Source organism: Corynebacterium callunae DSM 20147, assembly GCF_000344785.1.
In the GTDB taxonomy this organism is placed as follows: domain Bacteria; phylum Actinomycetota; class Actinomycetes; order Mycobacteriales; family Mycobacteriaceae; genus Corynebacterium; species Corynebacterium callunae.
In genome coordinates this window covers 2,151,139-2,177,283 of sequence record NC_020506.1, presented here as the reverse complement: position 1 = coordinate 2,177,283, position 26,145 = coordinate 2,151,139, and the positions used below count along the sequence as shown (strand labels likewise).

The window sequence follows — 26,145 nt, the reverse complement described above, 5'->3', positions numbered from 1 at the left end:
GATAAAACATGATTGATACTGGAAAAAACGGCGAGTTCCGCTACGCGCAAACCACCATCGTGGACCAAAACGATGCAGAGTTTGGAATCACCCCATCTCAAACCGTTGGCCCTTATGTGCACATTGGTCTAACTCTTGAAGGCGCAGAAAATGTAGTCGAACCGGGCACTGAAGGAGCAATTGAGCTCACAGTTTCCGCCGTCGATGGCAACGGAGATCCAATCTCTGACGCTATGTTTGAGCTGTGGCAGGCAGGGCCAGATGGAGTGCACAATTCTGACCTAGATCCATACCGTATTAAGCCTGCAACTGTGGAGGGCTTCCGTGGCTTGGGACGTGCAATGGCCAATCCTGCGGGCGAAGCAACTTTTATCACCTTAGTGCCTGGGGCTTTTGAAGATGAAGCGCCGCATTTCAAGATTGGGTTGTTTGCACGAGGAATCCTAGAGCGTCTATATACCCGCGCCTATTTGCCCGGCACAGATCTAAGTAATGATCCAGTGCTTCAGGCAGTGCCCGCAGAACGTCGAGAGTTGCTTATCGCTAAGAAGACGGATGCAGGTTTCCGCTTTGATATCGTGGTACAGGCAGAATCGAACGAGACCCCTTTCTTTGGCCTATGACACGTTCACTCTATTCTGACCTGGCGGGCAGCGGAAAAACCCTAGATATGCTTTCCGACGAGGCGTTTCTAGGAAATCTGCTGGTCGTTGAAGCTGCATTATCTCGCGTCGCTGCGCCTGAATCTCCAGCTGCAGAAACCATCAAATCCTATGTCTTGGACGTGGCAGACCTGTCGCTCCGGGCAGCAGAAGGTGGAAATCCGCTCATTCCGCTGGTGGCAGATCTTAAAGCGATTAATCCAGAAGGGATCCACCCCGGCGCTACCAGCCAGGACATTATTGATTCTGCAATTATGTTGTGTCTGCGGGATGCCACAATGGAGATCATCGCCAACCTTGGAGAACTCGCTCAGGATTTAGCGCAGCTCACCTCAGATCATGCAGAAACTCCCATTATGGGAAGAACCCTAGGCCAAATCGCTACGGCTACTACCTTTGGTGCGATCACCGCGGGCTGGCTCATGGCAGTGCTTAATGCCAAGCGCAAACTTAAGCTGCTGGAATTTCCAGTGTCTTATGGTGGGGCGAGCGGAAATATGGCGGCGGTGTACCCACATGGCTGGGACATCCAAAGCAAGCTTGCCCACGAATTAAATCTCAGCGATCCCGGTTGGGTGTGGCATTCCGATCGCACTCCGATCACGGAGATTGCAGCAGCCCTCGCCACTGCCGCCGGAGTAGTGCGGAAAATTGCCGGAGATATCGTTTTTTACTCCCAATCAGAGGTCGGTGAGCTGCGGGAACAGTCACCCGGCGGCAGTTCTGCGATGCCTCATAAGGCGAATCCGGCAGCCGCAATTGCCTGTGATGGTTATGCCAGGCGCGCGCCGGGTCTTGTCGCCACACTATTTGATGCTTTGGATTGTCGCTTGCAAAGAGGCACTGGCAGTTGGCATGCGGAGTGGGCGACTGCCCGCGAGCTCGCAGCAGTAACCCACGCGGCGGTCAGTCGCGCATCGAAAAGCATTAATGGGATTATCGTCAACGTTGAAGTTATGGCCAGCCGCGTAAGCGGGGAAACCGGGCACGCCGCCGAGCTGGCGGCGCGGGCGCTGGTGATTTATGAGAGGGAGAAATAATGGATCGTTTTGAAGCGGGAATGAAGAATCGGCGTGCGGTTTTGGGTGATGCGCATGTAGATAAGGCGGTGGCAAATACCACTGAGGTGACGGAAAAGTTTCAGGACTTCATCACACGCACTGCCTGGGGGGATATCTGGGAACGGCCAGGATTGGATCACACTCAGCGCCGTTTGCTGACCATTGCCATTCTTACTGCGGTAGGAAATGATGGGGAACTGGATATGCATATTCGGGCAGCATTGCGCGCCGGGGTGGACCAGGAGACTATCGGCGAGGTCATCTTGCACACCGCAGTTTATGCGGGCGTACCTAACTCCAACCACGGATTTAAGCTGCTCAATAAGGCCGTGCAGGAGCTAGCTGAGTAAGAGGGAGCGCAACTCCGCACGGGAAGATACCGAGAACTTCTTATATACCCGGGTCAGGTGATATTCCACGGTTTTTGCCGAAAGGGACAGCTCACGGGCTACTTCTTGATTGGAGCAGCCATCCAAAACCAGGGCGGTGATCTGTTCTTCCTGCGGAGTTAAGCCCTGCGCAGAACGGCGCTGGCCCACACCTGCTACCTTCTTTTCGCCGGCACAACGCGCTGCCAAACTCACAGCTCCCATGGCCAAAAAGACTTCCTCAGCTCGGGTAAACATCTCAGAAGCTTGGCTGCGGCGCCCCATGCGGCGCAACACCAATCCATATTCAAAGAGAATGCGCGCTTCATAGGCTGGCATATTTACCGAGGTAATGGCATCAACTGCCTCGGAGAGCATTTTTACACCGCGCGCCGTGGCACCTCTTTGGATTTGGATATTGGCCTGCGGAACCAGATTACGGGCTCTTAAAGAAGGAATAGTGGATTCGGGAATGCCATCCATGACGGCAGCTGCAGCATCAATACGGCCATTACGAATCAGCGAAAGTGCATACATATCTTCCCACGGCCAAAATCCTGGCTGCTGGGTATTGGTGGTGTAAACGATAGCTGCCATTCTTTCGCCAGCAAGTGCTGCTGCACGAGTATCCGAGGTCATCGAGGCAGTAATTAATTTGCCCATCGCAGCGGAAAGTTTCTGAATCAAAAAGCTATCCTCCGGCACAGTCAGCCTTTGGAGATAGTGGTGCGCTAATTCTTGGCGCCCGGTCATCGCTGCTACTTGGGCTCCGGTCCACAAATGCACCGGTTCCATGAGGGAGGCGCCAGTACGATCACCTGTTGCCAGGCCACGTTCCACAACCGCGGCAGCATCGTGGAATTCACCAAGCACATAATGCGCACGCGCCAAAAAGGCGGTTTGCCACAAACTTAATAATTCAGAATCGCCAGTACGCCGCCGCGAGAGCAGCTTTTTGGCGGTTAGTGGATCATCATAAACCAGCGCTAACCAGCCACTGAGCAGATCATGAATCTGCTGATCACGTACCGCTTCAGGATAAGGCGCCGGGCTATAGGAGCCAGATTCCAAAGCCTGCACAAACATATCAAAAGTGGGATTAACCCCATGCAAAGCCGCTGGGTTCCAACTTGCTAAACCATGAAAAGCCGTCAGCGGGGAAGATGGGAGGGAATGCGCAAAATCGCGGCCCTCATAAAGCGCCAAATAGGCGCGCTCCTCCGGAGCTTCCTCAAGAGGAAGTGCCGCTACATGCAGCCGGGCAAGGGGGAGGTCACCAGCCCTAATAAGCTTTGCGACGCCCGCTTGGGTGGTTTCCCATTCGGACCTAGAGATGCTTTGGGAAGGTGGCGTAAAAGCTTTTACCAAGCTGCGTTCTGCGGGGTGCACAAATCTCAGGGTGCCGTCTTCAAAACTTAAAGTTCCAGCATCAACTAAGTCATCGGCAGCAAGATCTCCCAAAGGACAACCCTCAAAAAATGGATGCGAGGCAACCTGACGCAGCACTGGATCCTTAATGTTTACCGAGGTTTTCCAATGCTCTGGAATGGCGATACTCGGGCGATCGCTGGACCAATGATCGATGGGGTGTGCGTCGAGAAGCTCCCTGATTAGTTGGGGCAACCCACCCGCAGCGTCATGTAGACGGTGGGCGGTGGTCGGGGTGCAATGTCCGACAATTTGGCGGGCGAGCGCGGCGGTTTCGGCCACTGTTAATGGTGGTAATGCCAGCACATCGGTAGCGCCATCTATGCGGTGTGGCACAGTTGCCAACACCATAAGACCTTGGCCATGTACCAGGTCTAGGGCAGTTTTTAGGTCCTCAGGGTTGGCCAAATGGACTTCATCTGCCACCACGATAGGAAGTTTTGGGGTGCTGCGCAAGGCATGAATAACTTCAAATTCGCCCAGCTCAGCAGCTAGTTCACGGATGAAATGCTCTTTGTTGACACCCTGTGGGCCGGTAACAACCAAAAACCTGCCCCGCTTATCAGTGGTGAACTCAGCGAGAAGACGTCGCAAAAGTAACTGACGGCGGGGCAGGAGACTGGTGCTAAGCATGCACTTTAGATTAAGCGAAGTGTGCAGCTAGCAGTGCAGTGACCTCGGCAGGTTGCTCAATGGTTGGTACGTGCGCCGCCGGGGAAAGCACCTTTGCGGTGGATTCACCAGCAACACCATCGGCAATAATCTGCAAGGTTGCAGGTGGGGTAGAAGGATCATCAGCGCCGGCGATGGTGAGTACCGGAACGGTGATCTCCTGGAGGCGATCGCTAAAATCCCAGGTGGCGAGTGCTTCGCAGCACAGTGCATAACCCTCGGAAGGAGTGCTAGCCACCATTGCTTCAAAGTGGTCGCGTGATGCTGGGTTATTTTCCAACCAAATTGGAGAGAACCAACGCTCGATAACAGCTTCGGCGAGGGATGCGGTGCCGTTTTCGCGAGTGGCAGCGGCCCGGTCGTACCAGCCTTGGGGCTCACCAAACTTTGCAGCGGTGCAAATAAATGCAGCCTTGGTTACCCGGGGGGAAGTAGCAGCGAGGTACTGTGCAACCGCTCCGCCGAGGGACAAACCAACAACGCCAAACTCCTCTACGCCTAGAGAATCGAGGGTCTCCAGCACATCCTCGGCCAAATCTGCCACCGTAGGGGTCTGGTGGATGACCTCGGAAAGGCCATGTCCGCGGTGGTCAACTGCGATAACGCGGAAATCCTTGTGCAGTGCGTCGAGCTGTGGCAACCACATATCGGTGGTGGAACCTAGGGAGCCAATAAAAACGAGCGGAGTACCGGTTCCATAGGAAACGCTATGCAAAATCGCCATGTTTTAGTTCTCCTTTTCAAAGATTGCTGCCAAGCCCTGGCCGCCACCGATGCACATGGTGGCCAGACCGTACTGGGAATCTTCGCGCTGCATGCGGTGTGCCAAGGTGACAACCATGCGAGCACCGGTAGCGCCGACTGGGTGACCCATGGAAATGCCGGAGCCCAGTGGGTTCAGGCGCTCATCTTCCCAAGAGATTCCCCATTCGCGCAGCACGGACAGTGCCTGCGCAGCAAAAGCTTCGTTGAGCTCGATGGAACCCATGTCATCAAGGGTAAGTCCGGCACGCTCCAAAGCCTTCTTGGTGGCAGGCACTGGTCCAATACCCATGGTCTCTGGAGGAACAGCAGCAACAGACCAGCTAACCAGGCGCATCATTGGGGTCAGGCCCTTTTCCGCAGCCTTGGCGCGGGTGGTAACCACCACTGCAGCAGCGCCGTCATTCTGGCCGGAAGCGTTACCTGCGGTAACGGTGGCTTCTGCGTCCTGGCGGCCCATAATTGGGCGCAGTGCAGCAAGCTTTTCGACGGTGGTATCTGGACGACCGTGCTCATCACGAGACACGATGGTTGGCTCCTGGCCGCGACGCTTGGCAGGAACAGTAACTGGCACGATCTCCGCGTCGAAAAGCCCAGCATCAGCAGCTTTGCCCCAACGCTGCTGGGAAGCTGCGGAAAGTGCATCCTGCTCTTCACGGGAAATGCCGTATTCGCGGCGCAGGTTCTCAGCGGTTTCAATCATGCCGCCAGGAATTGGGTGGTTCACTCCACCGGCGGACTCACGAGCCTCGGCCAGACGATCGCGCATCTGCATATCTCCACCTTTAACACCCCAACGGATATCACCGGAAACGGTGAATTCAGTGCGGCTCATGGACTCAGCACCACCTGCGATGATGATGTCAGCTGCGCCGGTGGCAACGTGAGCTGCTGCAGTAACAATTGCCTGCAGGCCGGATCCACAGCGACGATCAAGCTGCAGGCCAGGAACGTTTTGGCCAAGCTTGGAATCGAGGGCAACAACACGGCCCAAGGCTGGAGCTGCACCATTAGGGGAAGCCTGGCCCAAGATCAGATCATCAACGTCGTCGCCGGTGAGTCCGGTGGCGTCAACGATGGCATTGATTACGGTGGTAGCTAGTTCCTGGACTGGAACCTTGGTGAAGGATCCGCCATAAGCACCAACTGGGGTGCGTAGTGGGGAGCAAATGACGATGTCTTGTGGGTTCTCGGACATGAAAATACCTTTCGAGGTGTGTTTTAAAGAGCTGATAAGTCGGTGGAGATTGCCCGTGCTGTTTCGAGGAGCTGAGGCAGCACAACTCGGCGAATATCTTCCACAGCATGGGAAGCGGATTGGGTGGAAATGTTGATTGCCGCGACCACTTCTCCATCGGGCCCAGTGATTGGAGCTGCCAACGATCGTAGGCCTGGCTCCAATTCCTGGTCTACCAATGCCCACCCCCTTTCACGGGTGGCTGCAACCTCTTCTCGGACTTGTTGAACTGTGAACAATGACCGAGTGGTTAATTGCTGTGGAGGCGACGCTGCCAGGGTTTCTTCCAGCTCGGCTTCACTTAATCCGGCTAAAAGTACCCGGCCCATGGAAGTGGCATAAGCCGGAAATTTAGTGCCGATGGTGATATTAACTGTCATGATTCGGCGCACGGGCACACGCGAGACGTAGATGATATCGGCACCCTCGAGCACAGACATGGAGCTAGATTCGCCGACCTGGCGGGAGAGTACTTCCAGCCGTGGTTGGGCGATGGCAGGCAGTGTTAGTGCAGATAGATAGCTGGTTCCAAGTTCTAACACCCGTGGCGTGAGTTGAAATCTGGAATCCACATTCACTGCATATCCCAGGTCGGTGAGGGTGTGAAGAAAGCGACGGGCAGTGGCGCGTGAGAGTCCGGTGCGGGTCGCTACGTCCGACAGGGTTTGGGCCGGCGCTTCTGCGCTGAAGCTGCGAATTACTGAGAGACCGCGCGCAAAAGATTGTACGAAATCTGGTGAGTTTCCAGTCATCACCACCACTCCTTTTGTTCGTATTGCGAACTCTTGTGCATATGATGAACATTACGTTAGCATGTTCTTCATGATTAACAAGACACTCGCATCCACTGCCGAAGCAGTGGCTGATATCCCAGATGGCGCTTCCATCGCCGTTGGCGGATTCGGTCTCGTCGGTATTCCAACTCTGCTCATCGAAGCTCTGCGTGAACAAGGCGCTGGCGATTTGACGATCATCTCCAATAACCTCGGCACCGATGGCTTTGGCCTCGGCTTGCTGCTGCAGGACAAGAAGATCTCCAAGTCCATTGGCTCCTACCTCGGTTCCAACAAGGAATATGCCCGCCAGTACCTTGAAGGCGAGCTCACCGTGGAATTCACCCCACAAGGCACTTTGGCAGAACGTCTGCGCGCAGGTGGCGCTGGTATTCCAGCATTTTTCACTACCGCAGGTGTGGGAACTCAGGTTGCAGAGGGTGGCTTACCACAGCGTTACAACACCGATGGCACCGTGGCAATCGTGTCTAAGCCCAAGGAAACCCGCGAATTTAATGGTCAGCTCTATGTCCTCGAAGAGGGAATCCGCGCTGACTTCGCCTTGGTTCACGCACACAAGGCTGACCGCTTTGGCAACTTGGTTTTCCGTAAGACTGCACAGAACTTCAACCCAGATGCTGCTATGAGCGGAAAAATTACCATCGCCCAGGTTGAACACCTGGTCGACGAACTTGATCCCGAAGATGTTGATCTTCCGGGCATCTATGTCAACCGCGTGGTCCACGTTGGCCCACAGGAAACCGGTATCGAAAACAGGACGGTGTCTAAGTAATGACTTGGGATCACAATCAAATGGCTGCTCGCGTAGCCAAAGAGCTTAAAGATGGACAGTACGTAAACCTCGGCATCGGCATGCCAACCCTCATTCCTGGATATGTTCCAGAAGGCCTTGAGGTTATTTTGCACTCCGAAAATGGCGTATTGGGCGTTGGACCTTATCCAACCGAAGAGGAACTTGATCCTGAGCTGATCAACGCCGGCAAGGAAACCATCACGGTTAATCCAGGTGCTTCCTACTTTTCCTCCTCTGATTCCTTCGCCATGATTCGTTCCAAGTCCGTTGACGTGGCTGTGCTTGGTGTTATGGAGGTTTCACAGTTTGGTGACCTCGCCAACTGGATGATCCCCGGCAAGCTGGTTAAGGGCATGGGCGGTGCAATGGACCTGGTCCACGGCGCATCCAAGATCATCGCCATGACCGATCACGTGACCAAGAAGGGCGAGCCTAAGATCCTTGAGGCTTGCCGCCTGCCACTGACCGGCGCAAAGTGCGTGGACATGATCGTGACCACCCACGCTGTTTTTGATGTTGATCCTGTTGAAGGCCTCACCCTCGTTGAGTGCGCTGATGGCGTCACCGTCGAAGAGCTCCGCGAGATTACCGAAGCTCCCTTTAAAGTAAAAGCCTAAAAGTGCTTTGCGACGCGGCCACTGATGATTTCATGGCTGGCCGCGTCCGGGTGCAGGTTATCCGGCAGCGGATGCACTGCCGCATCGGCGGCAGAAAAGATTTCTGCACCATTAATAAGGTGCAAATTTTCATCGGCGCGGTTGTCTAGAATGTCCTGCACTGCAGTTCTCACTACCTCCAAGGTCAAACGACCATTGGAGGTATCTTTTTCGGGAGCGATAAATCGAATCTGGCCACTGCCAAAAGAACTGGTATCAAAGGCGCCAGGTCCAGGGTTTTGCTCGTGAATTTCGCAGTAGAAAGGCGAGATCACATAAATCGGAGTGGTGGGGTGGCCTTCTCTAATTGTGTCTAAGAATCCGTGCAGCGCGGCATTAAAGGTGCGCAAACGCATGGCATCACTATTAACAATGTTGATGCCTACCTCTAGCGAAATTACATCGGCTTGTTGATCACGGATGAGCCGAGCCATAAAAGGATCCAACATGGCACTGCCACCAAAACCAAGATTGAGCAGATCCAATTGCTTTTCTTGAGCTACCAAGGCAGGCCAAATCCGGCTTGGGGAAGCCGCATTGGATCCTTGGCTGATTGAGCTTCCGTAATTAATCCAACGTGTCCCGGGTGCTACGGGCGCAATGGGAGCGTCTGCGTGGATGGCAATAATTTCAACTTCTTCGTTATAAGGCAGCCAAAATTCCACGCGTTTTTCAGTGGGAGCTAAATCAGTTACTGAACACAGGTGATTGCCCTCGGTTTTTTGGGTGGTCTCGCCACTCATGAAATTTACTTCTGTGCTAGTTCCGCCAGTAGTGTGCTCAGAAAGCTGCAGTTTTTCGTCGATAAGCACATCTATGCGCCCGGACGGGCGCCCCGAGTCGAGGTAAATGAGACGGCTGTGGCAGGTTTCCAGGGTGATATTTTGGGCGGAGGTGCGCAGAATTATGCGGACTCCGGAGGGCTGGCGTTCCATGGCCATTAATTGCGGATCCGGAAATTGCTTTCTAATCTGCGCCGGCAAACGGTGGGGGACTAGGCCGCGGTCTGTGACTTCTAACTCGATGGCGCCGTGGATGAAATTTGGAGTGACACTATAATGTTGCATGAATTAGATGCTACGTTAATGCACTGCACAAACTGCGTGGAGCAATAAATAAGCGCTAGGATAGAACAACCCCTTGCCAATAATGTTGGTTAGAGTTGTAAGTAATAAAACTTTTCAATTGTGGAAGCGGGTCTGAAGACTCTTATGGCACGTATGCAGGAAAGCGCCGATCTGCTCAAATGCTCATTTTGTGGCAAAAGCCAGAAGCAGGTGAAAAAGCTCATCGCGGGCGGAGCAGTATATATCTGCGATGAGTGCATTGAGCTATGCAATGAGATCATTGAAGAGGAGCTCGGTCAGGCTCAAGGCCACGATGAAGAGCGCAGTGAGCTGCCTAAGCCTTCACAAATCTCTGCTTTCCTCGACAAGTACGTGATTGGCCAGGACCAGGCTAAGCGCATTTTGTCGGTGGCTGTGTACAACCACTACAAGCGTTTGCGTGCCAGCGAACAAATTGGTGGACGTCGGCGCAAGGACGAGGATGAGGCAGAGTTGGTTAAGTCCAATATCCTTATGCTCGGACCTACCGGATCGGGTAAGACCTACCTAGCGCAAACCCTGGCTAAGCTGCTTGATGTGCCATTTGCAATTGCTGATGCCACCTCCCTTACCGAGGCTGGTTATGTTGGCGAAGACGTAGAAAATATTTTGCTTAAGCTTCTGCAGGCTGCCGATTTTGATGTGGAACGTGCACAGCGTGGCATTATCTACATCGATGAGGTAGATAAGATCTCCCGCAAGTCGGAAAATCCATCCATTACCCGCGATGTCTCCGGCGAAGGTGTGCAGCAAGCCCTGCTGAAAATTTTGGAAGGCACTGTCGCCGCTATTCCACCACAAGGTGGCCGCAAGCACCCCAACCAGGATTTCATTCAGTTAGATACCACCAACATTCTCTTTATTGTTGCTGGTGCCTTCTCTGGTCTGGAAAAGGTTATTGCAGACCGCAATGGCAAGAAGAGCCTGGGCTTTGGTGTTGAGGTTCATTCCAAGAAGGAAGAAGCCAATATTGTTGACATCTTCAAGGATGTGCGCCCTGAGGACCTGGTGAAATTTGGGTTGATTCCAGAATTCATTGGCCGTCTGCCTGTTGTTGCCACCGTATCCAACCTGGATCAAAAGTCCTTGGTCAAGGTACTTACTGAACCACGCAACTCCTTGGTAAAGCAGTATCAGCGTCTCTTTGAGATGGATAATGCGCTGCTGACCTTCAGTGACGATGCGTTGGAAGCTATTGCTGATCAGGCTCTGGAACGCAAGACAGGTGCTCGCGGTCTGCGCGCCATCATGGAAGAAATTTTGGTTCCGATTATGTATGACCTGCCTGATCGTGATGATGTGGCAGAGGTTATTATCACCGGCGCGGTGGCTCGTGGCGAAGCTGAGCCTGAGATGCTGGAATCGGTAGCTGAAGAAAAAACCGCCTAAATGGCGGGCATCATAACCGGCTTTGCCATTATTCTCAGCGTCATTGCCATTGGCCTGATTCTGGCCAAGACCGGTGTAATTGCCGATGACCGCCAACGGTTAGTGCTCAACCGCATTGCCTTTTATGCAGCAACACCAGCACTGCTTTTTACCGTGGTTGCAAAATCGGATCCCGCAGAGCTGCTCTCCCCGGTAATTGTGGTGACCTTCTTGGCCACTGCTGCCACCGCGGCACTATATTGCATAATTTCTGCCATCTTCTTTAAAAAAGATGTAGCGACAACTGCTACAGGTGCAGCTGCCTCGGCTTATGTAAATTCCAATAATATTGGACTGCCGGTTTCCATCTATGTGCTGGGAACCGGAGCATATGTGGCACCAGTTTTGGTGATGCAAATGGTTATTTTTGCGCCTTTGATTCTGGCTGCTTTAACTTCCGGAGATGGTGCTGGCTCAAGAGGCGCCAAAGTTTGGGCAGCCATTAGAGGCTCACTATTAAGTCCCATTGTGTTGGCCTCCATTGCGGGATTAATTGTGTGTTTGAGTGGAATAAAAATTCCAACAGCAGTGATGGAACCAGCCACTATTTTGGGAGGTGCCTCGATCCCACTGATCCTGATGAGCTTTGGTGCTTCCTTGCCATCCACCAATGTGCTTTCCTCGATACCTGATCGTGCCGGAGTTATTACAGCTACTGCAATCAAGATTGTGGGAATGCCCGCCATCGCGTGGCTCATTGCCAAGGCTTTTGGGCTTGAGGGAGATCTGCTTTATGCAGCTGTAATTTTGGCGGCTTTGCCAACTGCGCAGAATGTGTACAACTATGCAGCAACGTATCGCAAAGGAGAAATTCTCGCTCGCGATACGGTGTTTTTAACTACCTTTTTGGCATTGTTTGCCATGTTGGGGATTGCTGCGATTTTCGGACGCTAGGGGGTTGCGTCGAAAAGCGCTTTAATCCTCAAATACGTCGGTGTTAAAGGTATAAACTGCGTCGTTCTTTTCGGGTTCCGTGTTTTGACCACCGACAACGAGGTAGCTGGACGCGCCGGAATTTGGCAGGTTTGACGTCAGGAAAGCAAGCACGGTATCAACTACAATGCGCTGCATTCCAGCGGTATTGATCTCTGAAGATAGGTCCAAATCATACAAGTTATGCATGGTTGACTTGTTTGAGATACGGAAATAAGCCAAAGAGCTGATCAGTACTAGAACGTCTTCGGCGGAAATGCCAGGGCGGAAAGCGCCGGCATCTTGGCCGAGCATGAGCAGTTTATCCAGATTGAGCAAAACATTGGACTTATCGGTAAGCGCCTTGGCTGCTTCGACTCCGCCGTAGTTGTGGAGGTTTTCCATCAGCAGCAAGCGGACTGCTTCTGGGTGTTTGGTGATGCAGGTATAAACAGCCTCGACCGTTTTGCGTACGCCTTCGACCGGGACGGCAGAATCAAGCTGCATTGACTCTGCATCGGGGCGAATCAGCTGCAGTGCATAGGATACGGTCTTGGTATACAGACCCATTTTGTCGCCAAAGTGATAGTGAATCATGCGTTTGGACATACCCGATGCCTTGGCGATCTTCTCGAGCTTGGTTTCGGTGAAGCCTTCTTCGGCGAAGAACTCAAGTGCAGTAGCAATTACCTTGTCTGGCGTTGCAGTGGTTTCGGAGTCGGTAAGGTCGTTACCGTCGAAACGCGGGTTTTCAGCATCACGATCTAGGGATGGCATGATCGATCAAAAATCCTTTCAGGTAACGAATGGTAGAAGCTATATGTATGAAAAAGGAATTTTAGGTCATACCATTCAATAAAACCCAATCCACAATAACAAATGGTGCCCGATTTCTTTCCAAAATGCTCGTTTCTCGCACTATAAAGTGAATCTGCGAAGAAATTTCCCTCATAAGGGGTACATAATTGGGCGCTACGGGGGTAAGAGCGGGTTGGAGCAAATTCGATTCTAAGTGAGCCAGCAGACCTTCAATTCGGTGGTATGAAACTCAGTGCACCTATAGCATGGGCTTTAGTGGTCGAGCAGACGTGGGAAATCTAAGTCGGCAGAGATCGCATCAGAATCGCTAAAACCATAAGGTTTTAAGAGAAAGATTGAGGATAGTTGATGAATTCCCCCAAAAAAGTCGTCGTTACCGGAGCCGCCGGACAGATTGCTTATTCCCTCCTGTGGCGTATCGCTAATGGCGAAGTCTTTGGACCAGAAACGCCAGTTTCCTTAAGTCTCTTGGAAATTCCCGTAGCCCTCGGCGGTGCCGAAGGCGTGGCAATGGAATTGCAGGATTCCGCCCTGCCTCTGCTCTCCAATATCATTGTCACTGCCGATGCAAATGAAGCTTTCAATGGTGCCAACGCAGCCTTCCTGGTTGGCGCAAAACCGCGTGGCAAGGGCGAAGAGCGCGCCGATTTGCTGGCCAATAATGGCAAGATCTTCGGACCACAGGGCAAGGCCATCAATGACCACGCCGCTGACGATATTCGCGTCCTGGTTGTTGGTAACCCAGCCAATACCAATGCCTTGATTGCTTCCGCTGCAGCTCCTGATGTTCCAGCGTCTCGCTTTAACGCCATGATGCGTCTTGATCACAACCGTGCGATCTCTCAGCTGGCCTCCAAGCTGGGTCGCGGTGCTGCAGAATTTGAAAACCTCGTGGTATGGGGCAACCACTCAGCAACACAGTTCCCCGATATTTCCTACGCCACCGTGGGCGGAGAAAAGGTCAGCGATCTTGTTGATCAGGAGTGGTACCGCAATGAATTCATTCCACGCGTAGCTAACCGTGGCGCCGAAATTATTGAGGTGCGTGGCAAGTCTTCTGCTGCCTCCGCAGCTTCCTCTGCCGTTGATCATATGCGTGATTGGGTGCAGGGAACCGAAAAATGGGCATCTGCCGCAGTGCCTTCTACCGGCGCTTATGGCATTCCAGAGGGCATTATCGTGGGTCTTCCCACCATTGCGCGCAATGGCGAGTGGGAAATTGTCGAAGGGTTGGAGATCTCTGACTGGCAACGCGAGCGCATCAACGCCAACGTTGCAGAGCTCCAGGCCGAGCGCGAGGCTGTCAGCCACCTGCTCTAGACTTTAAGGGTGCTTTTCGACGAACCCCGCATCCTTAATCATGTAACCGTCTTTACTGGCTCAGCTCTTGGCAGCACTGCAGTTTATTCCCTGGCTGCCCAGAGTTTGGCCACCGCAGCCGTAGCTCAAGACATCGGTCTGGTTTATGGCGGCGGCAAAGTTGGACTCATGGGAGTTGTGGCTGATGCTTTCCTCGCCGAGGGCGGCGAGGTTTTAGGTGTCATCCCAGAATCCCTTATGGAAAAAGAACTAGGCCACAGTGGACTAACTCGTTTGGAAGTTGTGCCCGATATGCACAGCCGCAAAGCACGGATGTCTGAACTCGGAGATGGCTTTATTGCCATGCCCGGTGGTGCCGGTACCTTGGAGGAACTTTTTGAGATCTGGACCTGGCAGCAGCTGGGATTCCATCAAAAGCCTGTCGCTCTTTATGATGTGGATGGCTTTTGGCAACCGCTATTGGAAATGCTTGAGCAAATGACCCAGCGTGGGTTTATTAAGCGAGATTTCTTTGAATCCCTCATTGTGGAATCAGACCCACATGACCTGCTTAATGCCATGCGAGCCTGGAATCCACCAGCTCCCAAGTGGAACTAGATAGTGTGCTCGACGGTTACTCCGCCTAGTACCTTAATTTGAATTGAAGCTACGCCATCATCGTTTACGGTGATGGTTTCTTCTACTTCTGGACCTGCAAATTTCTGAATTGGAGTGTTATCCACATCTGAAATGGAGGCATCAAAAGGAATCTTCACCTCGCTGAGCAATGAAATATCGCCAGGGCTGCCATCGGCGTGAACGGTTGAGTATTCCACAAAACGGAACCAGCCCACATTGTGCGCAGCTCGATAATTTCGCTTGGCTACCGTGGAACGATCAGCATCGGGAGCAATAAGCGGATCAAAGCTAACTGCTCGGCCAGAATCAAATTCACGGAAAACGCCAATGCCCCGCGCCACGCGATCTTTAAGGTGGAATCCAGAGGATGGATCGGCAGCAATGGCAAGACCCACAGCTGTAGAACCGGAAGGATAAGGTGAGCGGTGGACTCGACGTCCAAAGCGTTCGCGCAGCATACGAGGCACTAGTGGAAGGGCAGAGGCACCGCCCACCAAATAAATGCCTGCGATATCAGAGTCTTTAAGATCTTCAGTGCCAATGAGCGGATCCATGATTGACAAAGACTGTTCAATCAGCGGAGTGATTTCCTGATAAAAATCAGCCACGGGGATGCGCACATCTTGATCACCAAGATCCAAAACCAATCTTCTGGATTGTGGGACCAGGGCTTCCTTGGCAGTGCGGGCTTCGTCGAAAAGCTTGGTTTTAGCCCGGGAGCCGAAGGCGTCGTTCTCGCGCCCGGCGGCCTTGAGGGCGCACTTGGCCAGCGCCTCATCAAAATCATCGCCGCCCAGGCGGGAAATACCCAGCGAGGAAATCACCTCGTGGCTGGTGCCGTCGATACGGATGAGGCTGGCATCGAAGGTACCGCCACCGAGGTCATAAACGACAATTGATTGACGCTTGGAATTAAGCGTATTGGCATGGCGGTGGGTGTATTCAAAAGCGGCAGCGCTGGGCTCATTAATGAGACCCAAGACCTTAATACCTGCTTCGCTAAACGCCGAGAGGGTGAGGAGACGCTGGGCACTGTGCGCATTAGCTGGTACACCGAGCACCGCTTCGATCTCCGAGGTGTCACTACTTTGAGCTTGATAGCTCTTAATTGCTGCCACCACAGTATCGGCATGTGCTCTTAAGACTTCGCCAAGGCTGCGACTGTGCTCACCAAGCTGCACTCGGGTCTGGCTGGTTATCGAAGGCTCGGACATGATCCTTTTAAAAGAACGGGTGAAGGTGGGATGGTCGGTACCCAGCGTCACGGCGTCCCAGCCAGCCTTGATTTCTGCCCCATCAAGAGCTGCAACAGAGGGGATGAATTCATGAGCATCACCTAGTGCATCTTCGACGTTGACAATTGGATAGTTTCCGCGGTCGACAACTGCCACAATAGTGCGCGTCGTTCCGACGTCGATTCCAAATCGCATGCATTTGACCCTAGCAGGATTTTTTTATAGCGCAGGGAAAGAATGTGGGGTGTCCCAGGGGTTTAAAAATATTCCCGAATTTCAAAAAGTGTGAGTTCCCACACGATATGATTGGAAAGTTATTAAGGTTACAAATCAGTTACCTGCTTAAGACCTGGATTTAATGCTGCAAACAGCGGCGGACCAAAGGAGAAATAGATGCGAAGGACCCAAAAGGTAATGGCAGTTATTACTGCTTTAGCATTGTCAGGCGGGCTGGTTTCATGTGCCAGCTCCGATCCCAGTACCGAAATCAATTATGTATCCGTAAATGGAACTGAACCACAGCGCGGACTAATCCCCGGTGATACCAATGAAAATGGTGGCGGGCGAGTGGTGGATATGCTCTACTCCGGCTTGGTTTACTTTGATGAAACTGGTGTGGCACAGAACGATCTGGCAGAAACCATCACCCAGGATAATGAGACCACTTACAAGGTGACTTTGCGCGAAGGCATCAAATTCAGTGACGGTTCAGCCATTACAGCTTCTGATTTTGTTGATACCTGGAACTTCGTCGTGGCCAATGGACTGCTAAATACTTCCTTCTTTTCTCCAATTAAGGGTTATGCAGAAGGCGTAGAAACGCTAGAAGGTCTTAAAGTTCTCGATGATCGCACTTTCACCATTGAACTGGGCCAACCGGATTCCGAATTCACGCAGCGCATTGGTTATTACGGTTTCGCACCTATGCCAGCTTCAGCTCGGGAGGACATCGATGCCTTTGGTGAAAATCCTATTTCCAGTGGTCCCTACAAGCTGGAGCAATGGGACCACAATATGGAATTGCGTATCGTTGCCAATGAAAATTATGAGGGTCCTCGTAAAGCTCAAAATGATGGATTGAAGTATGTTTTCTATGCCCAAAACGATGCGGCATATTCTGATCTTTTGGCGGGAAACCTCGATGTGCTGGATTTGATTCCACCATCTGCCTACACCACCTATGAGGAAGAGTTGGGTGGACGCTCCGTCAATCAGCCAGCAGCATCCTATTTGGAGCTGTCGATTCGAATGGAGTCACCAAACTTTGAAGGTGAAGCAGGAACACTCCGTCGAAAAGCAATCTCCATGGCCATCAACCGTGAAGAGATCTCCCAAGAAATCTTCAACGGAACCTACACCCCAGCCGTTGATTTCACCTCTCCAGTTCTAGAAGGCTGGAATGCCGAACTTGCGGGAAATGATGTGTTGACCTTCCAGCCAGAAAAGGCTCGTGAACTTTGGGATAAGGCAGAAGCAATTGAGCCCTTCGAAGGGGAATTGCAAATTAGCTATAATGCTGACGTTCCAAATCGCGATTGGGTGGATGCCGTTGCCAACAGCATTAGTAATGAACTCGGTGTTGCCGCAGTTGGCAATCCTTTCCCAGATTTCAAGTCCTTCCGAGATGCATATCGGACCACCGGTCTTGACGGGGCTTATCGAACGGCATGGTTTGCTGACTACCCAAGCATCGGCAATTTCTTAGGGCCCAACTACACCTCGGGTGTGGCCTCAAATGACTCCAAGTACAGCAATCCTGAGTTTGATGCCTTAATAGCTAATGCAGCTGCCGCTTCGACCAAAGAAGAAACTTTTGTCGCCTATGCACAAGCTCAAGAATTGCTCTTAAGTGATCTACCAGCTATTCCGTTGTGGTACCCGAATGTTGTCGGAGGCTATTCCGAGGCTGTAGATAATGTTTCAGTCAACTGGAAAGCTATTCCAGTCTACTGGGCAATTACCAAAGAGTAGTTAAGTTTTTAGCCCCTGGGCCAGAGATCAGAGACCGTGTACTTGATATGTGGACACAGGGGCTAAGATGGTCTGCGTGACTGAGCAGAATAATGAGAACACCAGCCAAAACCGCGCAGACAAACTGCCCAAGTCTTGGGACCCCAAGGCTGTGGAGGCGGATCTTTACCAAGGATGGGTAGATGCGGGTTATTTCACCGCGGATCCATCCAGTGATAAGCCAGGATTCTCCATTGTTTTGCCGCCGCCAAACGTAACCGGCCAGCTCCACATGGGACACGCCCTGGACCACACCCTCATGGATGCTATGGCTCGCCGTAAGCGCATGCAGGGCTTTGAAGTGCTGTGGCTTCCAGGCATGGACCATGCCGGCATTGCAACCCAAACCAAGGTTGAGGCAATGCTCAAGGAGACCGAAGGCAAGACTCGTTACGACTACGATCGTGAAGAGTTCATTGCCAAGGTCTGGGAATGGAAAGAAGAATTCGGCGGCAAAATTGGTGGCCAGATGCGTGCCATCGGCGATTCCGTGGACTGGTCTCGCGAGCGTTTCACCCTCGACGAGGGACTTTCCCGCGCCGTCCAAACCATTTTTAAGAAGCTTTTCGACGCAGGCCTCATCTATCAAGCACACCGGCTAGTTAACTGGTCTCCAGTTCTTGAAACCGCTGTTTCTGATATTGAAGTTGTTTACAAGGATGTAGAAGGCGAGCTCGTCTCCATCCGTTACGGTTCCCTCAACGATGATGAGCCACACCTGATCGTGGCTACCACCCGCGTGGAAACCATGCTCGGTGACGTCGCCATTGCTGTTCACCCAGACGATGAGCGCTACAAGGACCTAGTGGGACAGACTTTCCCACACCCATTCCGCGATGACCTTTCCCTCAAGGTTGTGGCTGATGATTATGTTGACCCTGAGTTCGGCTCTGGTGCAGTTAAGATCACCCCAGCTCATGACCCTAATGACTATGCTCTTGGCCTGCGCCACAACCTGGACATGCCAACCATCATGGACAAGACCGGCAGGATCGCAGATACCGGCACCCAATTTGATGGTCTAACCCGCGAAGAAGCCCGCGTTCAAATCCGCGAAGCTTTGGCAGCGCAGGGCCGCATTGTTAAGGAAGTTCGCCCCTACGTACACTCCGTGGGACACTCTGAGCGTTCCGGTGAAGCCATTGAGCCACGTCTGTCTCTGCAGTGGTTTGTCAAGGTTGAAGAGCTAGCCAAGATGTCCGGCGATGCTGTTCGTTCCGGCGACACCACTATTCACCCCAAGTCTTTGGAGCCTCGCTTCTTTGAGTGGGTAGACAATATGCATGACTGGACCATTTCCCGTCAGCTGTGGTGGGGCCACCGCATCCCAATTTGGTACGGCCCTAATGGTGAGATCGTCTGCGTTGGTCCAGATGAGCAGGCTCCAGAAGGCTATGTCCAGGATCCTGACGTTTTGGATACCTGGTTCTCCTCTGCACTATGGCCATTTTCTACCATGGGTTGGCCAGAAAACTCTGCTGAGCTAGCAAAGTTCTACCCAACCTCAGTGCTGGTTACTGCCTATGACATCTTGTTCTTCTGGGTTGCCCGCATGATGATGTTCGGCACTTTCGCTGCCAAGGAAACCCCAGAGATTTTGGGCACCGGCACCGATGGTCGCCCGCAGATTCCATTCAAGGATCTCTTCCTGCACGGCTTGGTTCGCGATGAGCATGGTCGCAAGATGTCCAAGTCCTTGGGCAATGGCATTGACCCTATGGACTGGGTAGAAAACTACGGTGCTGACGCACTGCGGTTTACCTTGGCTCGTGGTGCAAACCCAGGTGTTGACCTCCCAGTTGGTGAGGATTCTGCACAAAGCTCCCGTAACTTCGCCACCAAGCTTTTCAACGCAACGAAGTTTGCGCTGATGAACGGCGCTGTTTCCGAAGGTTTGCCACCACGTGAAGAACTCACCGATGCTGACCGTTGGATCGTGGACCGTCTTGAAGAAGTCCGCGCCGACGTCGACGCTTACCTGGATAACTACCAATTTGCTAAGGCAAATGAAGAGCTCTACCAATTTGCGTGGAATGAGTTCTGTGACTGGTACCTAGAAATTGCCAAGGTACAGATCCCTCGCGAGGGCACCACCCAACGTGGCGCACACACCCAAAAGATTTTGGGACATGTCCTAGACACCCTGCTGCGTTTACTGCACCCTGCGATGCCTTTTGTTACTGAGGTGTTGTGGCAGGCATTGACTGATGGTGAATCCATCGTGGTGTCCACTTGGCCAACCGCTGCCGATACTAACGGCGGCGTTGAGATTGATGCAGACGCTAAGCGACGCATTGCTGACGTCGAAAAGCTTGTTACTGAGATTCGTCGTTTCCGTTCTGACCAGGGAGTGAAGCCTTCTCAGAAGGTTCCAGCACGCCTGGATTTTGCAGCTTGTGATCTCAGCGATCTGGAAGAGTCCGTGCGTTCCCTGGTTCGTATTGAAACTCCAGAAGCAGATTTTGCTGCCTCTGCCAGCTTGGAAATTCGTTTGAGCACTGCAACTGTGACCGTGGAGCTGGATACTTCTGGCACCGTGGACGTGGCTGCAGAGCGCAAGCGTTTGGAAAAAGACCTCGCAGCGGCCCAAAAGGAATTGGATACCACCGGAAAGAAGCTGGGCAATGAGGCTTTCTTGTCCAAAGCTCCTGATGCAGTGGTAGATAAGATTCGTGAGCGTCAACAAGTCGCTCAAGAAGAAGTTGAACGTATTAATAAGCGTCTGGAGGAATTGGCCTAGTGGCTCAGCATGAAGATGACATCACCATGGGCGATGTCACGCTTGGGGAAAGCGGACTTTCCCTACCCATCGAACTTGCCGGCGAAAGGGAGAAGCCAGCTCCTGTGGAAGTAACTCCAGAGGATTTGGCTCGCCTGGCCGCCGTCGAGATCGAACTAGATCAGCGTTGGTTAGAAACCAAGATCGATCCCACTTTCCGTCGGATGAGCTACGTGATGGATTTGATGGGGCAGCCACAGAACTCTTTCCCAGCGATACATATTGCTGGTACCAACGGCAAAACCTCGACCACTCGAATGGTGGAGTCTTTACTGCGTGCTTTCCACCGTCGAACTGGCCGTACTACCAGCCCGCACTTGCAGCTGGTCACCGAGCGTATTGCTATTGATGGCAAGCCAATTCACCCGCGTGATTTTGTACGCATCTATGAGGAAATCAAGCCTTATATCGAGATGACCGACGCCTGGTCTGAGGCTGAGGGCGGACCAAAGATGAGCAAATTTGAGGCTCTCGTGGCTCTTGCTTATGCCGGATTTGCTGACGCCCCTGTTGATGTAGCCGTGGTGGAAGTTGGGCTCGGCGGACGTTGGGACGCCACCAATGTCATCAACGCAGAAGTTTCTGTGATCACCCCAGTTGGTATGGATCACACCGACCGCCTGGGCAATACCTTGGCAGAAATCGCTGGCGAAAAGGCCGGAATTATCAAGCCACGTCCGGCATCTGAAGATGAGATCAACCCCAAGAGCAACGTGGTTATTGTGGGCAAACAAGAGCCTGAGGCCATGAATGTGATTTTGCAGCAGGCTATCGATTGTGATGCCGCTGTTGCTCGTTTGAACACTGAATTTGGTGTGGTGGAATCCACCATTGCAGTTGGTGGTCAGCAGCTAACTCTCAAGGGATTGGGTGGCGAATACACCGATATCTTCTTGCCTCTTGCTGGCGCACACCAGGCAGATAATGCTGCGGTGGCGTTGGCAGCAGTAGAAGCCTTCTTTGGTGCATCAGCTGGACACATGCTCGATATTGAAACCGTGCGCGCTGGTTTTGCACAGGTGGAATCTCCGGGCCGTTTGGAGCGCTTGCGTTCAGCTCCCACTGTCTTTATTGATGCAGCACACAATCCACATGGTGCAGCTGCCCTAGGTGCTGCGCTGGATCGTGACTTTGAGTTCCGTCGCCTCATCGGTGTTATTGGTGTTCTTGGTGATAAGGACGCCCGTGGCATTTTGGAAGCCTTGGAGCCTTATCTGCATGAAGTTGTGGTGACACAGACCAAATCTGAGCGTGCTCTTGATGCCTATGAACTGGCTGAATATGCCCGTGAAATTTATGGTGATGAGCGCGTTCACGTGCAGGAAGATCTCCCCGGCGCGGTGGAATTGGCCATCGAATTGGCGGAGGATACTGACGTACAATCCGGTTCTGGTGTGGTTATTACTGGTTCCATTGTTACTGCCGGTGATGCACGCACGCTCTTTGGAAAGGAACCTGCATGAGCCAGCACGATGAAGCGGTGGAGTACGGACCACTTGGACCTGGGCATGCTCCTGTAAAGGATCCTATGAAAGGTATCCGAGGTGTCATGGCTGGCACCTTGGTTATGGAGGCCATCACCATCGCCCTCGTGCTTACGGTGATTTTGAGAGTTGATAATGGTGTCCACTGGACCACCTTCAACTGGGTTTATGTCACTGTTTTAGCAGTTGCGCACTTGGTTGCGGCATTTTTGCAAAAGTACAGTTGGGCAATTCCGCTCAATATTGCTTTGCAGGTAGCTGCATTATTGGGATTTTTTGTGCATTATTCGATGGGCTTCGCGGCGATAATTTTTGTTATCGTCTGGGCCTACCTGCTGTATCTGCGCTCAAATTTGATTGACCGAATGAAACGCGGTTTGCTCAGCACCCAGCACCTATAAAAAAGAAGAGGCCCGAGGGCCTCTTTTTTGCTTTGCGACGTCGACCGCCAGCTTAATTAAAGATTTTTGATGATCTCAATATCTTCGCGAGTGCCGGGGCGAACTCCCTCCATTGGGTGCTTTTCCAAATATCCCTTTACAAAGGGGCACAGCGGAATAATGGTTAGTCCTGCTGTGTGGGTATCTTCCAAAGCAGCCTTAACGAGGATAGATGCAAGGCCACGTCCACCGTATTCTTCGCCTACGACAGTGTGGTAGAAAATTCGGCCACCTTCATTGTCGACATAAGCGGTGAAACCAGCAGCTTTGTCTTCTGCGGCATAAGAGATTTCATATTGTTTGCGGTGTTCATTGTGGCTGAATTGAACTTCATTATTGAGCTTGTCTACAAGAGTCATGCTGTGTACTTTATGGAAAATTTTGGCGATCCACCGTAACTTAGTGCTTATGCGCAATCCACAGTCATCTTTGGCGTTTTCTGCAGCCGTACTTTTCTGTGCAGTTGCCCTAATTACTCGTTTTGCAGGATCCCCAGTTATCGTTCCAATTCTTGCCATTGTGGTGGCAGCTATCGCTTTAGGCGTTGGTCTGAAAATCCGCAGTAGAGCTGCCTTGCAGGATAAACCGGTGGTCTTTAGCGCGGAACAAACTCAGCAATTAGTGGAATTAAAAAATCGAGGGCAGGAAGCTGCAGCGATTAGGCAGGCGCAATTGTGGAGTCGAGGTGCTTCAAATGAGGCAGTGGCAGATGCTGTGAGGCAGCTCTAGTTAGCCTTAGTGCGCGGGTTCGAACACCATTGGGTAGAATTCTCCAACATGACTGAACGTACCCTTATTCTTATCAAGCCAGACGGTGTTAACAACGGACACGTTGGCGAAATCATCGCACGTATCGAGCGCAAGGGCCTGAAGTTGGCTGCGCTGGATCTGCGCGTTGCAGACCGCGAGACCGCTGAAAAGCACTACGAAGAGCACGCTGACAAGCCTTTCTTCGGCGAGCTTGTTGATTTCATCACCTCTGCACCGCTGATCGCAGGCATCGTCGAAGGCGAGCGCGCTATCGATGCATGGCGTCAGCTTGCTGGTGGCACCGACCCAGTTGCTAAAGCAACCCCAGGTACCATCCGTGGCGATTTCGCTTTGACCGTTGGCGAGAACGTTGTGCACGGCTCTGATTCCCCAGAGTCCGCAGAGCGCGAGATCTCCATCTGGTTCCCAAACGTCTAAAGTAGACAAAAATTAAGCTCCCAACACAAGTTGTTGGGAGCATTTTTATGCGCTAAAGCAGTGGGTGTCCGCTGGCAATGGAGATTCTATTAAAGGCGTTAATAGTAATAATCGCCCATTCCAATGCAGCTACCTGCTCTTCGGCAAAAACACTGCAAGCAGCACGCGCAGCCAAGTGTCCCTCATGGGATTGCAACAAGGTCAGTGATTCAGCCAATTGCAGCGCAGCACGTTCCTCGGCACTGAACTCGCTAACCATATGCCACGCAGCTAGCGCATCAAGTTTCCACTCCGGTACACCCGCACGGCGAGCTTGAGGCACGTGAATGCTCAGGCAAGTACCGCATCCATTAATTTGGGAAACCCGCACATTAACAAGTTCGATGAGGACTTCGGGGAGATCTACCTCGGGGTAAATCTTGCGGAGGGTTTTAGATACCTCACGCATTTTCTTATATGGCTCCGGGAAAAACTTGTCGATGTATGGGCCATGTTCGGAACGCATTTAATCAATTCTCATTTCTGGTCGTGCAGTTGGTGCTGGATTCACGCGGGCTTTAATGGCAGCCTTAGGTAGCGCTGGGGCTGGCAGACGGTGCAAACCATCGCGGTCATGGCTGACATATCCATGAGTGGCGCCAAATCGATCGGAATGGTTTTCCCATTCTTCTCGGTAGACCTCAATTTCAGCGTGATCGCGGCCGATAAAATTCCACCACATCACAATGTCTTCTTTAAAAGGTTCGCCACCAATGAGCAGGGTGCGTGCCGGGGTGGTGCCGGTGTTCTTAATGCGCAGCTGGGTTTCATTAATACCTGTATAGGCAAGCTCAGCGGGGCGGACGTTAATGCCTTCAAGCTGCACCTCGCCCGCGTCGACAAGCAAACCATGTTCAAAAGCGGGGTTGATGTCAAAGGTGATGGTCTCGCCGGGATTGATGTGAATTTCGGCGCCCACCAGTGGGGTGAAGGTTGGAACTGGTGAGCTTTGGCCAAAGAGGTCACCGAGGAATACGCGCACGGTGCCACCGTCCACAGCAACTTCCTCCGGTGCAAAGTGATCAAAGCGGCGTGGACCATTGCGGTCCTTATCTGGCAATACGGTCCATAGCTGCACACCATGCAAAGTTGTGGTGGAGGTGGTGGAAACTTCAGAGTGGCAAATGCCCGCGCCGGCGGTCATGAGGTTGACCTCGCCAGGCATAACAACAGCATGGTTACCACCTGCGTCATGGTGGGTGACCTCGCCTTCAAAAAGCCAGGTGACCGTCTGCAAACCAGTATGAGGGTGCGGTGCCACATCCATACCACCTGTCAGGGAAACATCATCGGGACCATAATGATCCACAAAACACCAAGCGCCAATCAATGAACGCTGGCGCTGGGGGAGCGTGCGGTGCACAGTCATTGCGCGCGGCCCACCAAGTGGAACTTCACGTGCGGTAATGATCTCTACATTTGCGCCGTCTTCACACTGTGGATTTTGGGCGGTACCTGGGGCATTGTGCGCAGAATCAAAGGTTTCTGGCGCAGTTTCAGTATTGGACAAGGCGGTCTCCTGGGCTGAAGGATTGTTTTGTTTAGAGTTTATCTAGCGTCCGTCTTTTAAAGCTTGCTGTGCAGCTAGTCCGTCAATGCTGAGTTCCCAAAAGACTTTTGCAGGATCACCACCGGACATGATCGTCGAGGAACTTAAGATGCCGTGCTCTTGCAAAGAGTGGGCTACCTCCTGCACCTCTCGAAGATCCCAATCTAAAACCCGGGCTACCTGCCGTGCTCTAATACGTGTGCCATCTATGGCACCAAAACCCAAAAGGGTTTTAATAAGGGCTTGCGATCGGGGCGCCTCAATCACATTGAGCTGCGCGGCACTAACCGTTTCTAAAGAGAGCTTGTCGACGAGTTCCTGCAGGCGTTCACGGTTTTGAATAAGTGGCATGCGTGATTGACGATATGCAGAGTAGGTAATTGTCACGCCATATGCTGCGCCATAAAGTAGGGGAGCGTTAAAGCTCGTCTGGCCACCGACAATATCCAATAGGAATACGGTTGCTGGTGCGGCTAGGTGCATGAGGGCGCGACGCTCATCACCTTTGGTGGTGTGAATTTTCCAGGAATCGATGTCTTTAGCAAAAGAATAACTAGGGAAAATAAGCACCAAACTCGCTAGTCCGAGTGCCAATAGAAGCACACCGAGTATCAGATTTTCATCAATGGCAATGCGACTAAGAGTAAAAGATACGGTTGCAGGGAGAAACTTCCACCACTGTGGTTGCTTAAATATTTCTCCCATGACTTTAAACTATAGCCAAAGCAATACCAGTCGCAACCATAAGTTGTGGAACAATGGTATTAGGCCTATAGAAAATTAGG

Annotated in this window: 26 protein-coding genes; 15 read left to right on the top strand and 11 right to left on the bottom strand. The window is 52.3% G+C overall.

Annotated elements, in window-relative coordinates:
• Positions 1-8 precede the first annotated feature (8 nt).
• Genes pcaG through pcaC form a run of 3 tightly spaced genes read left to right on the top strand, consistent with a single transcriptional unit; the run spans position 9 to position 2,073 of the window.
• Positions 9-623 (top strand): protocatechuate 3,4-dioxygenase subunit alpha, encoded by a 615-nt coding sequence (pcaG, locus tag H924_RS10185; protein ID WP_015651884.1) that lies wholly within the window; start codon positions 9-11, stop codon positions 621-623.
• The gene (gene pcaB / locus H924_RS10180) at positions 620-1,702 is read left to right on the top strand and encodes a 3-carboxy-cis,cis-muconate cycloisomerase (RefSeq protein WP_015651883.1); all 1,083 of its coding nucleotides are present in this window, start codon (positions 620-622) and stop codon (positions 1,700-1,702) included. Before pcaG ends, pcaB begins: the two co-directional genes overlap by 4 nt.
• The gene (pcaC, locus tag H924_RS10175; protein WP_015651882.1) at positions 1,702-2,073 is read left to right on the top strand and encodes a 4-carboxymuconolactone decarboxylase; all 372 of its coding nucleotides are present in this window, start codon (positions 1,702-1,704) and stop codon (positions 2,071-2,073) included. Before pcaB ends, pcaC begins: the two co-directional genes overlap by 1 nt.
• Here pcaC and H924_RS10170 read toward each other — a convergent pair.
• Genes H924_RS10170 through H924_RS10155 form a run of 4 tightly spaced genes read right to left on the bottom strand, consistent with a single transcriptional unit; the run spans position 2,062 to position 6,942 of the window.
• The gene (locus H924_RS10170; RefSeq protein WP_015651881.1) at positions 2,062-4,152 is read right to left on the bottom strand and encodes a helix-turn-helix domain-containing protein; all 2,091 of its coding nucleotides are present in this window, start codon (positions 4,150-4,152) and stop codon (positions 2,062-2,064) included. The genes pcaC and H924_RS10170 overlap by 12 nt on opposite strands.
• A 10-nt stretch (positions 4,153-4,162) precedes the next feature.
• A complete protein-coding gene (gene pcaD / locus H924_RS10165; protein WP_015651880.1) occupies positions 4,163-4,915 on the bottom strand; it encodes a 3-oxoadipate enol-lactonase in 753 nt (250 codons plus the stop codon).
• 3 nt (positions 4,916-4,918) lie between these two features.
• Positions 4,919-6,151: an acetyl-CoA C-acetyltransferase gene (locus H924_RS10160; RefSeq protein ID WP_015651879.1), complete on the bottom strand. Its 1,233-nt coding sequence runs from the start codon at positions 6,149-6,151 to the stop codon at positions 4,919-4,921.
• A gap of 23 nt (positions 6,152-6,174) precedes the next feature.
• Positions 6,175-6,942, bottom strand: coding sequence for an IclR family transcriptional regulator domain-containing protein (locus H924_RS10155; protein ID WP_015651878.1), 768 nt, complete (start codon positions 6,940-6,942; stop codon positions 6,175-6,177).
• A 70-nt stretch (positions 6,943-7,012) separates the two neighbouring features.
• Between H924_RS10155 and H924_RS10150 the strand changes: the two genes are divergently transcribed.
• The gene (locus H924_RS10150; RefSeq protein WP_029703698.1) at positions 7,013-7,756 is read left to right on the top strand and encodes a CoA transferase subunit A; all 744 of its coding nucleotides are present in this window, start codon (positions 7,013-7,015) and stop codon (positions 7,754-7,756) included.
• Positions 7,756-8,394 (top strand): CoA transferase subunit B, encoded by a 639-nt coding sequence (locus tag H924_RS10145; RefSeq protein WP_015651876.1) that lies wholly within the window; start codon positions 7,756-7,758, stop codon positions 8,392-8,394. Before H924_RS10150 ends, H924_RS10145 begins: the two co-directional genes overlap by 1 nt.
• Here H924_RS10145 and H924_RS10140 read toward each other — a convergent pair.
• Positions 8,391-9,500, bottom strand: a complete 1,110-nt coding sequence (locus H924_RS10140) for an SGNH/GDSL hydrolase family protein (RefSeq protein WP_015651875.1) — start codon at positions 9,498-9,500, stop codon at positions 8,391-8,393. The genes H924_RS10145 and H924_RS10140 overlap by 4 nt on opposite strands.
• Before the next feature lie 144 nt (positions 9,501-9,644).
• Here H924_RS10140 and clpX point away from each other — a divergent pair, with 144 nt between their 5' ends.
• Together clpX and H924_RS10130 are read left to right on the top strand one after the other, a co-directional pair.
• Entirely contained in the window at positions 9,645-10,928 is a 1,284-nt protein-coding gene (clpX, locus tag H924_RS10135; protein ID WP_015651874.1) for an ATP-dependent Clp protease ATP-binding subunit ClpX, read from the top strand.
• The gene (locus H924_RS10130; RefSeq protein WP_015651873.1) at positions 10,929-11,861 is read left to right on the top strand and encodes an AEC family transporter; all 933 of its coding nucleotides are present in this window, start codon (positions 10,929-10,931) and stop codon (positions 11,859-11,861) included.
• A 21-nt stretch (positions 11,862-11,882) separates the two neighbouring features.
• On the opposite strand, the gene H924_RS10125 is transcribed toward H924_RS10130, so the two are convergent.
• Complete coding sequence (locus H924_RS10125) at positions 11,883-12,656, bottom strand: TetR/AcrR family transcriptional regulator (RefSeq protein ID WP_015651872.1); 774 nt, start codon at positions 12,654-12,656, stop codon at positions 11,883-11,885.
• Positions 12,657-13,046: 390 nt separating this feature from the next.
• Here H924_RS10125 and H924_RS10120 point away from each other — a divergent pair, with 390 nt between their 5' ends.
• The gene (locus tag H924_RS10120; RefSeq protein ID WP_015651871.1) at positions 13,047-14,018 is read left to right on the top strand and encodes a malate dehydrogenase; all 972 of its coding nucleotides are present in this window, start codon (positions 13,047-13,049) and stop codon (positions 14,016-14,018) included.
• Positions 14,019-14,027: 9 nt separating this feature from the next.
• Positions 14,028-14,615, top strand: a complete 588-nt coding sequence (locus H924_RS10115) for an LOG family protein (protein WP_015651870.1) — start codon at positions 14,028-14,030, stop codon at positions 14,613-14,615.
• Here H924_RS10115 and H924_RS10110 read toward each other — a convergent pair.
• Positions 14,612-16,066, bottom strand: a complete 1,455-nt coding sequence (locus H924_RS10110) for an Hsp70 family protein (RefSeq protein ID WP_015651869.1) — start codon at positions 16,064-16,066, stop codon at positions 14,612-14,614. The two genes, H924_RS10115 and H924_RS10110, sit on opposite strands and share 4 nt — an antisense overlap.
• A gap of 198 nt (positions 16,067-16,264) precedes the next feature.
• On the opposite strand from H924_RS10110, the gene H924_RS10105 reads away from it, so the two are divergent.
• The 4 genes from H924_RS10105 to H924_RS10090 all read left to right on the top strand — a co-directional run bounded on the left by H924_RS10105 (position 16,265) and on the right by H924_RS10090 (position 22,545).
• Complete coding sequence (locus tag H924_RS10105; protein WP_015651868.1) at positions 16,265-17,842, top strand: peptide ABC transporter substrate-binding protein; 1,578 nt, start codon at positions 16,265-16,267, stop codon at positions 17,840-17,842.
• A 67-nt stretch (positions 17,843-17,909) separates the two neighbouring features.
• Complete coding sequence (locus H924_RS10100) at positions 17,910-20,621, top strand: valine--tRNA ligase (RefSeq protein WP_029703696.1); 2,712 nt, start codon at positions 17,910-17,912, stop codon at positions 20,619-20,621.
• 26 nt (positions 20,622-20,647) lie between these two features.
• Positions 20,648-22,123, top strand: coding sequence for a bifunctional tetrahydrofolate synthase/dihydrofolate synthase (gene folC, locus H924_RS10095; RefSeq protein ID WP_029703694.1), 1,476 nt, complete (start codon positions 20,648-20,650; stop codon positions 22,121-22,123).
• Complete coding sequence (locus H924_RS10090) at positions 22,120-22,545, top strand: DUF4233 domain-containing protein (RefSeq protein WP_015651865.1); 426 nt, start codon at positions 22,120-22,122, stop codon at positions 22,543-22,545. The genes folC and H924_RS10090 overlap by 4 nt, the downstream gene beginning before the upstream one ends.
• A gap of 56 nt (positions 22,546-22,601) precedes the next feature.
• Here H924_RS10090 and H924_RS10085 read toward each other — a convergent pair whose 3' ends face one another.
• Positions 22,602-22,943, bottom strand: coding sequence for a GNAT family N-acetyltransferase (locus tag H924_RS10085; RefSeq protein WP_015651864.1), 342 nt, complete (start codon positions 22,941-22,943; stop codon positions 22,602-22,604).
• A 49-nt stretch (positions 22,944-22,992) separates the two neighbouring features.
• On the opposite strand from H924_RS10085, the gene H924_RS10080 reads away from it, so the two are divergent.
• Positions 22,993-23,313, top strand: coding sequence for a hypothetical protein (locus H924_RS10080; RefSeq protein WP_029703692.1), 321 nt, complete (start codon positions 22,993-22,995; stop codon positions 23,311-23,313).
• Between the two features lie 48 nt (positions 23,314-23,361).
• Positions 23,362-23,772 carry a nucleoside-diphosphate kinase gene (gene ndk / locus H924_RS10075; protein WP_015651862.1) on the top strand — a complete coding sequence of 137 codons (411 nt, stop codon included), beginning with the start codon at positions 23,362-23,364 and terminating at the stop codon, positions 23,770-23,772.
• Positions 23,773-23,824: 52 nt separating this feature from the next.
• On the opposite strand, the gene H924_RS10070 is transcribed toward ndk, so the two are convergent.
• From H924_RS10070 to H924_RS10060, 3 genes are read right to left on the bottom strand one after another with little or no spacing between them, the layout of a single operon-like run.
• Positions 23,825-24,277 (bottom strand): carboxymuconolactone decarboxylase family protein, encoded by a 453-nt coding sequence (locus H924_RS10070; RefSeq protein WP_015651861.1) that lies wholly within the window; start codon positions 24,275-24,277, stop codon positions 23,825-23,827.
• Positions 24,278-25,321, bottom strand: a complete 1,044-nt coding sequence (locus tag H924_RS10065; RefSeq protein ID WP_015651860.1) for a pirin family protein — start codon at positions 25,319-25,321, stop codon at positions 24,278-24,280.
• A gap of 42 nt (positions 25,322-25,363) precedes the next feature.
• Positions 25,364-26,065 carry a hypothetical protein gene (locus H924_RS10060; protein ID WP_015651859.1) on the bottom strand — a complete coding sequence of 234 codons (702 nt, stop codon included), beginning with the start codon at positions 26,063-26,065 and terminating at the stop codon, positions 25,364-25,366.
• Positions 26,066-26,145 lie beyond the last annotated feature (80 nt).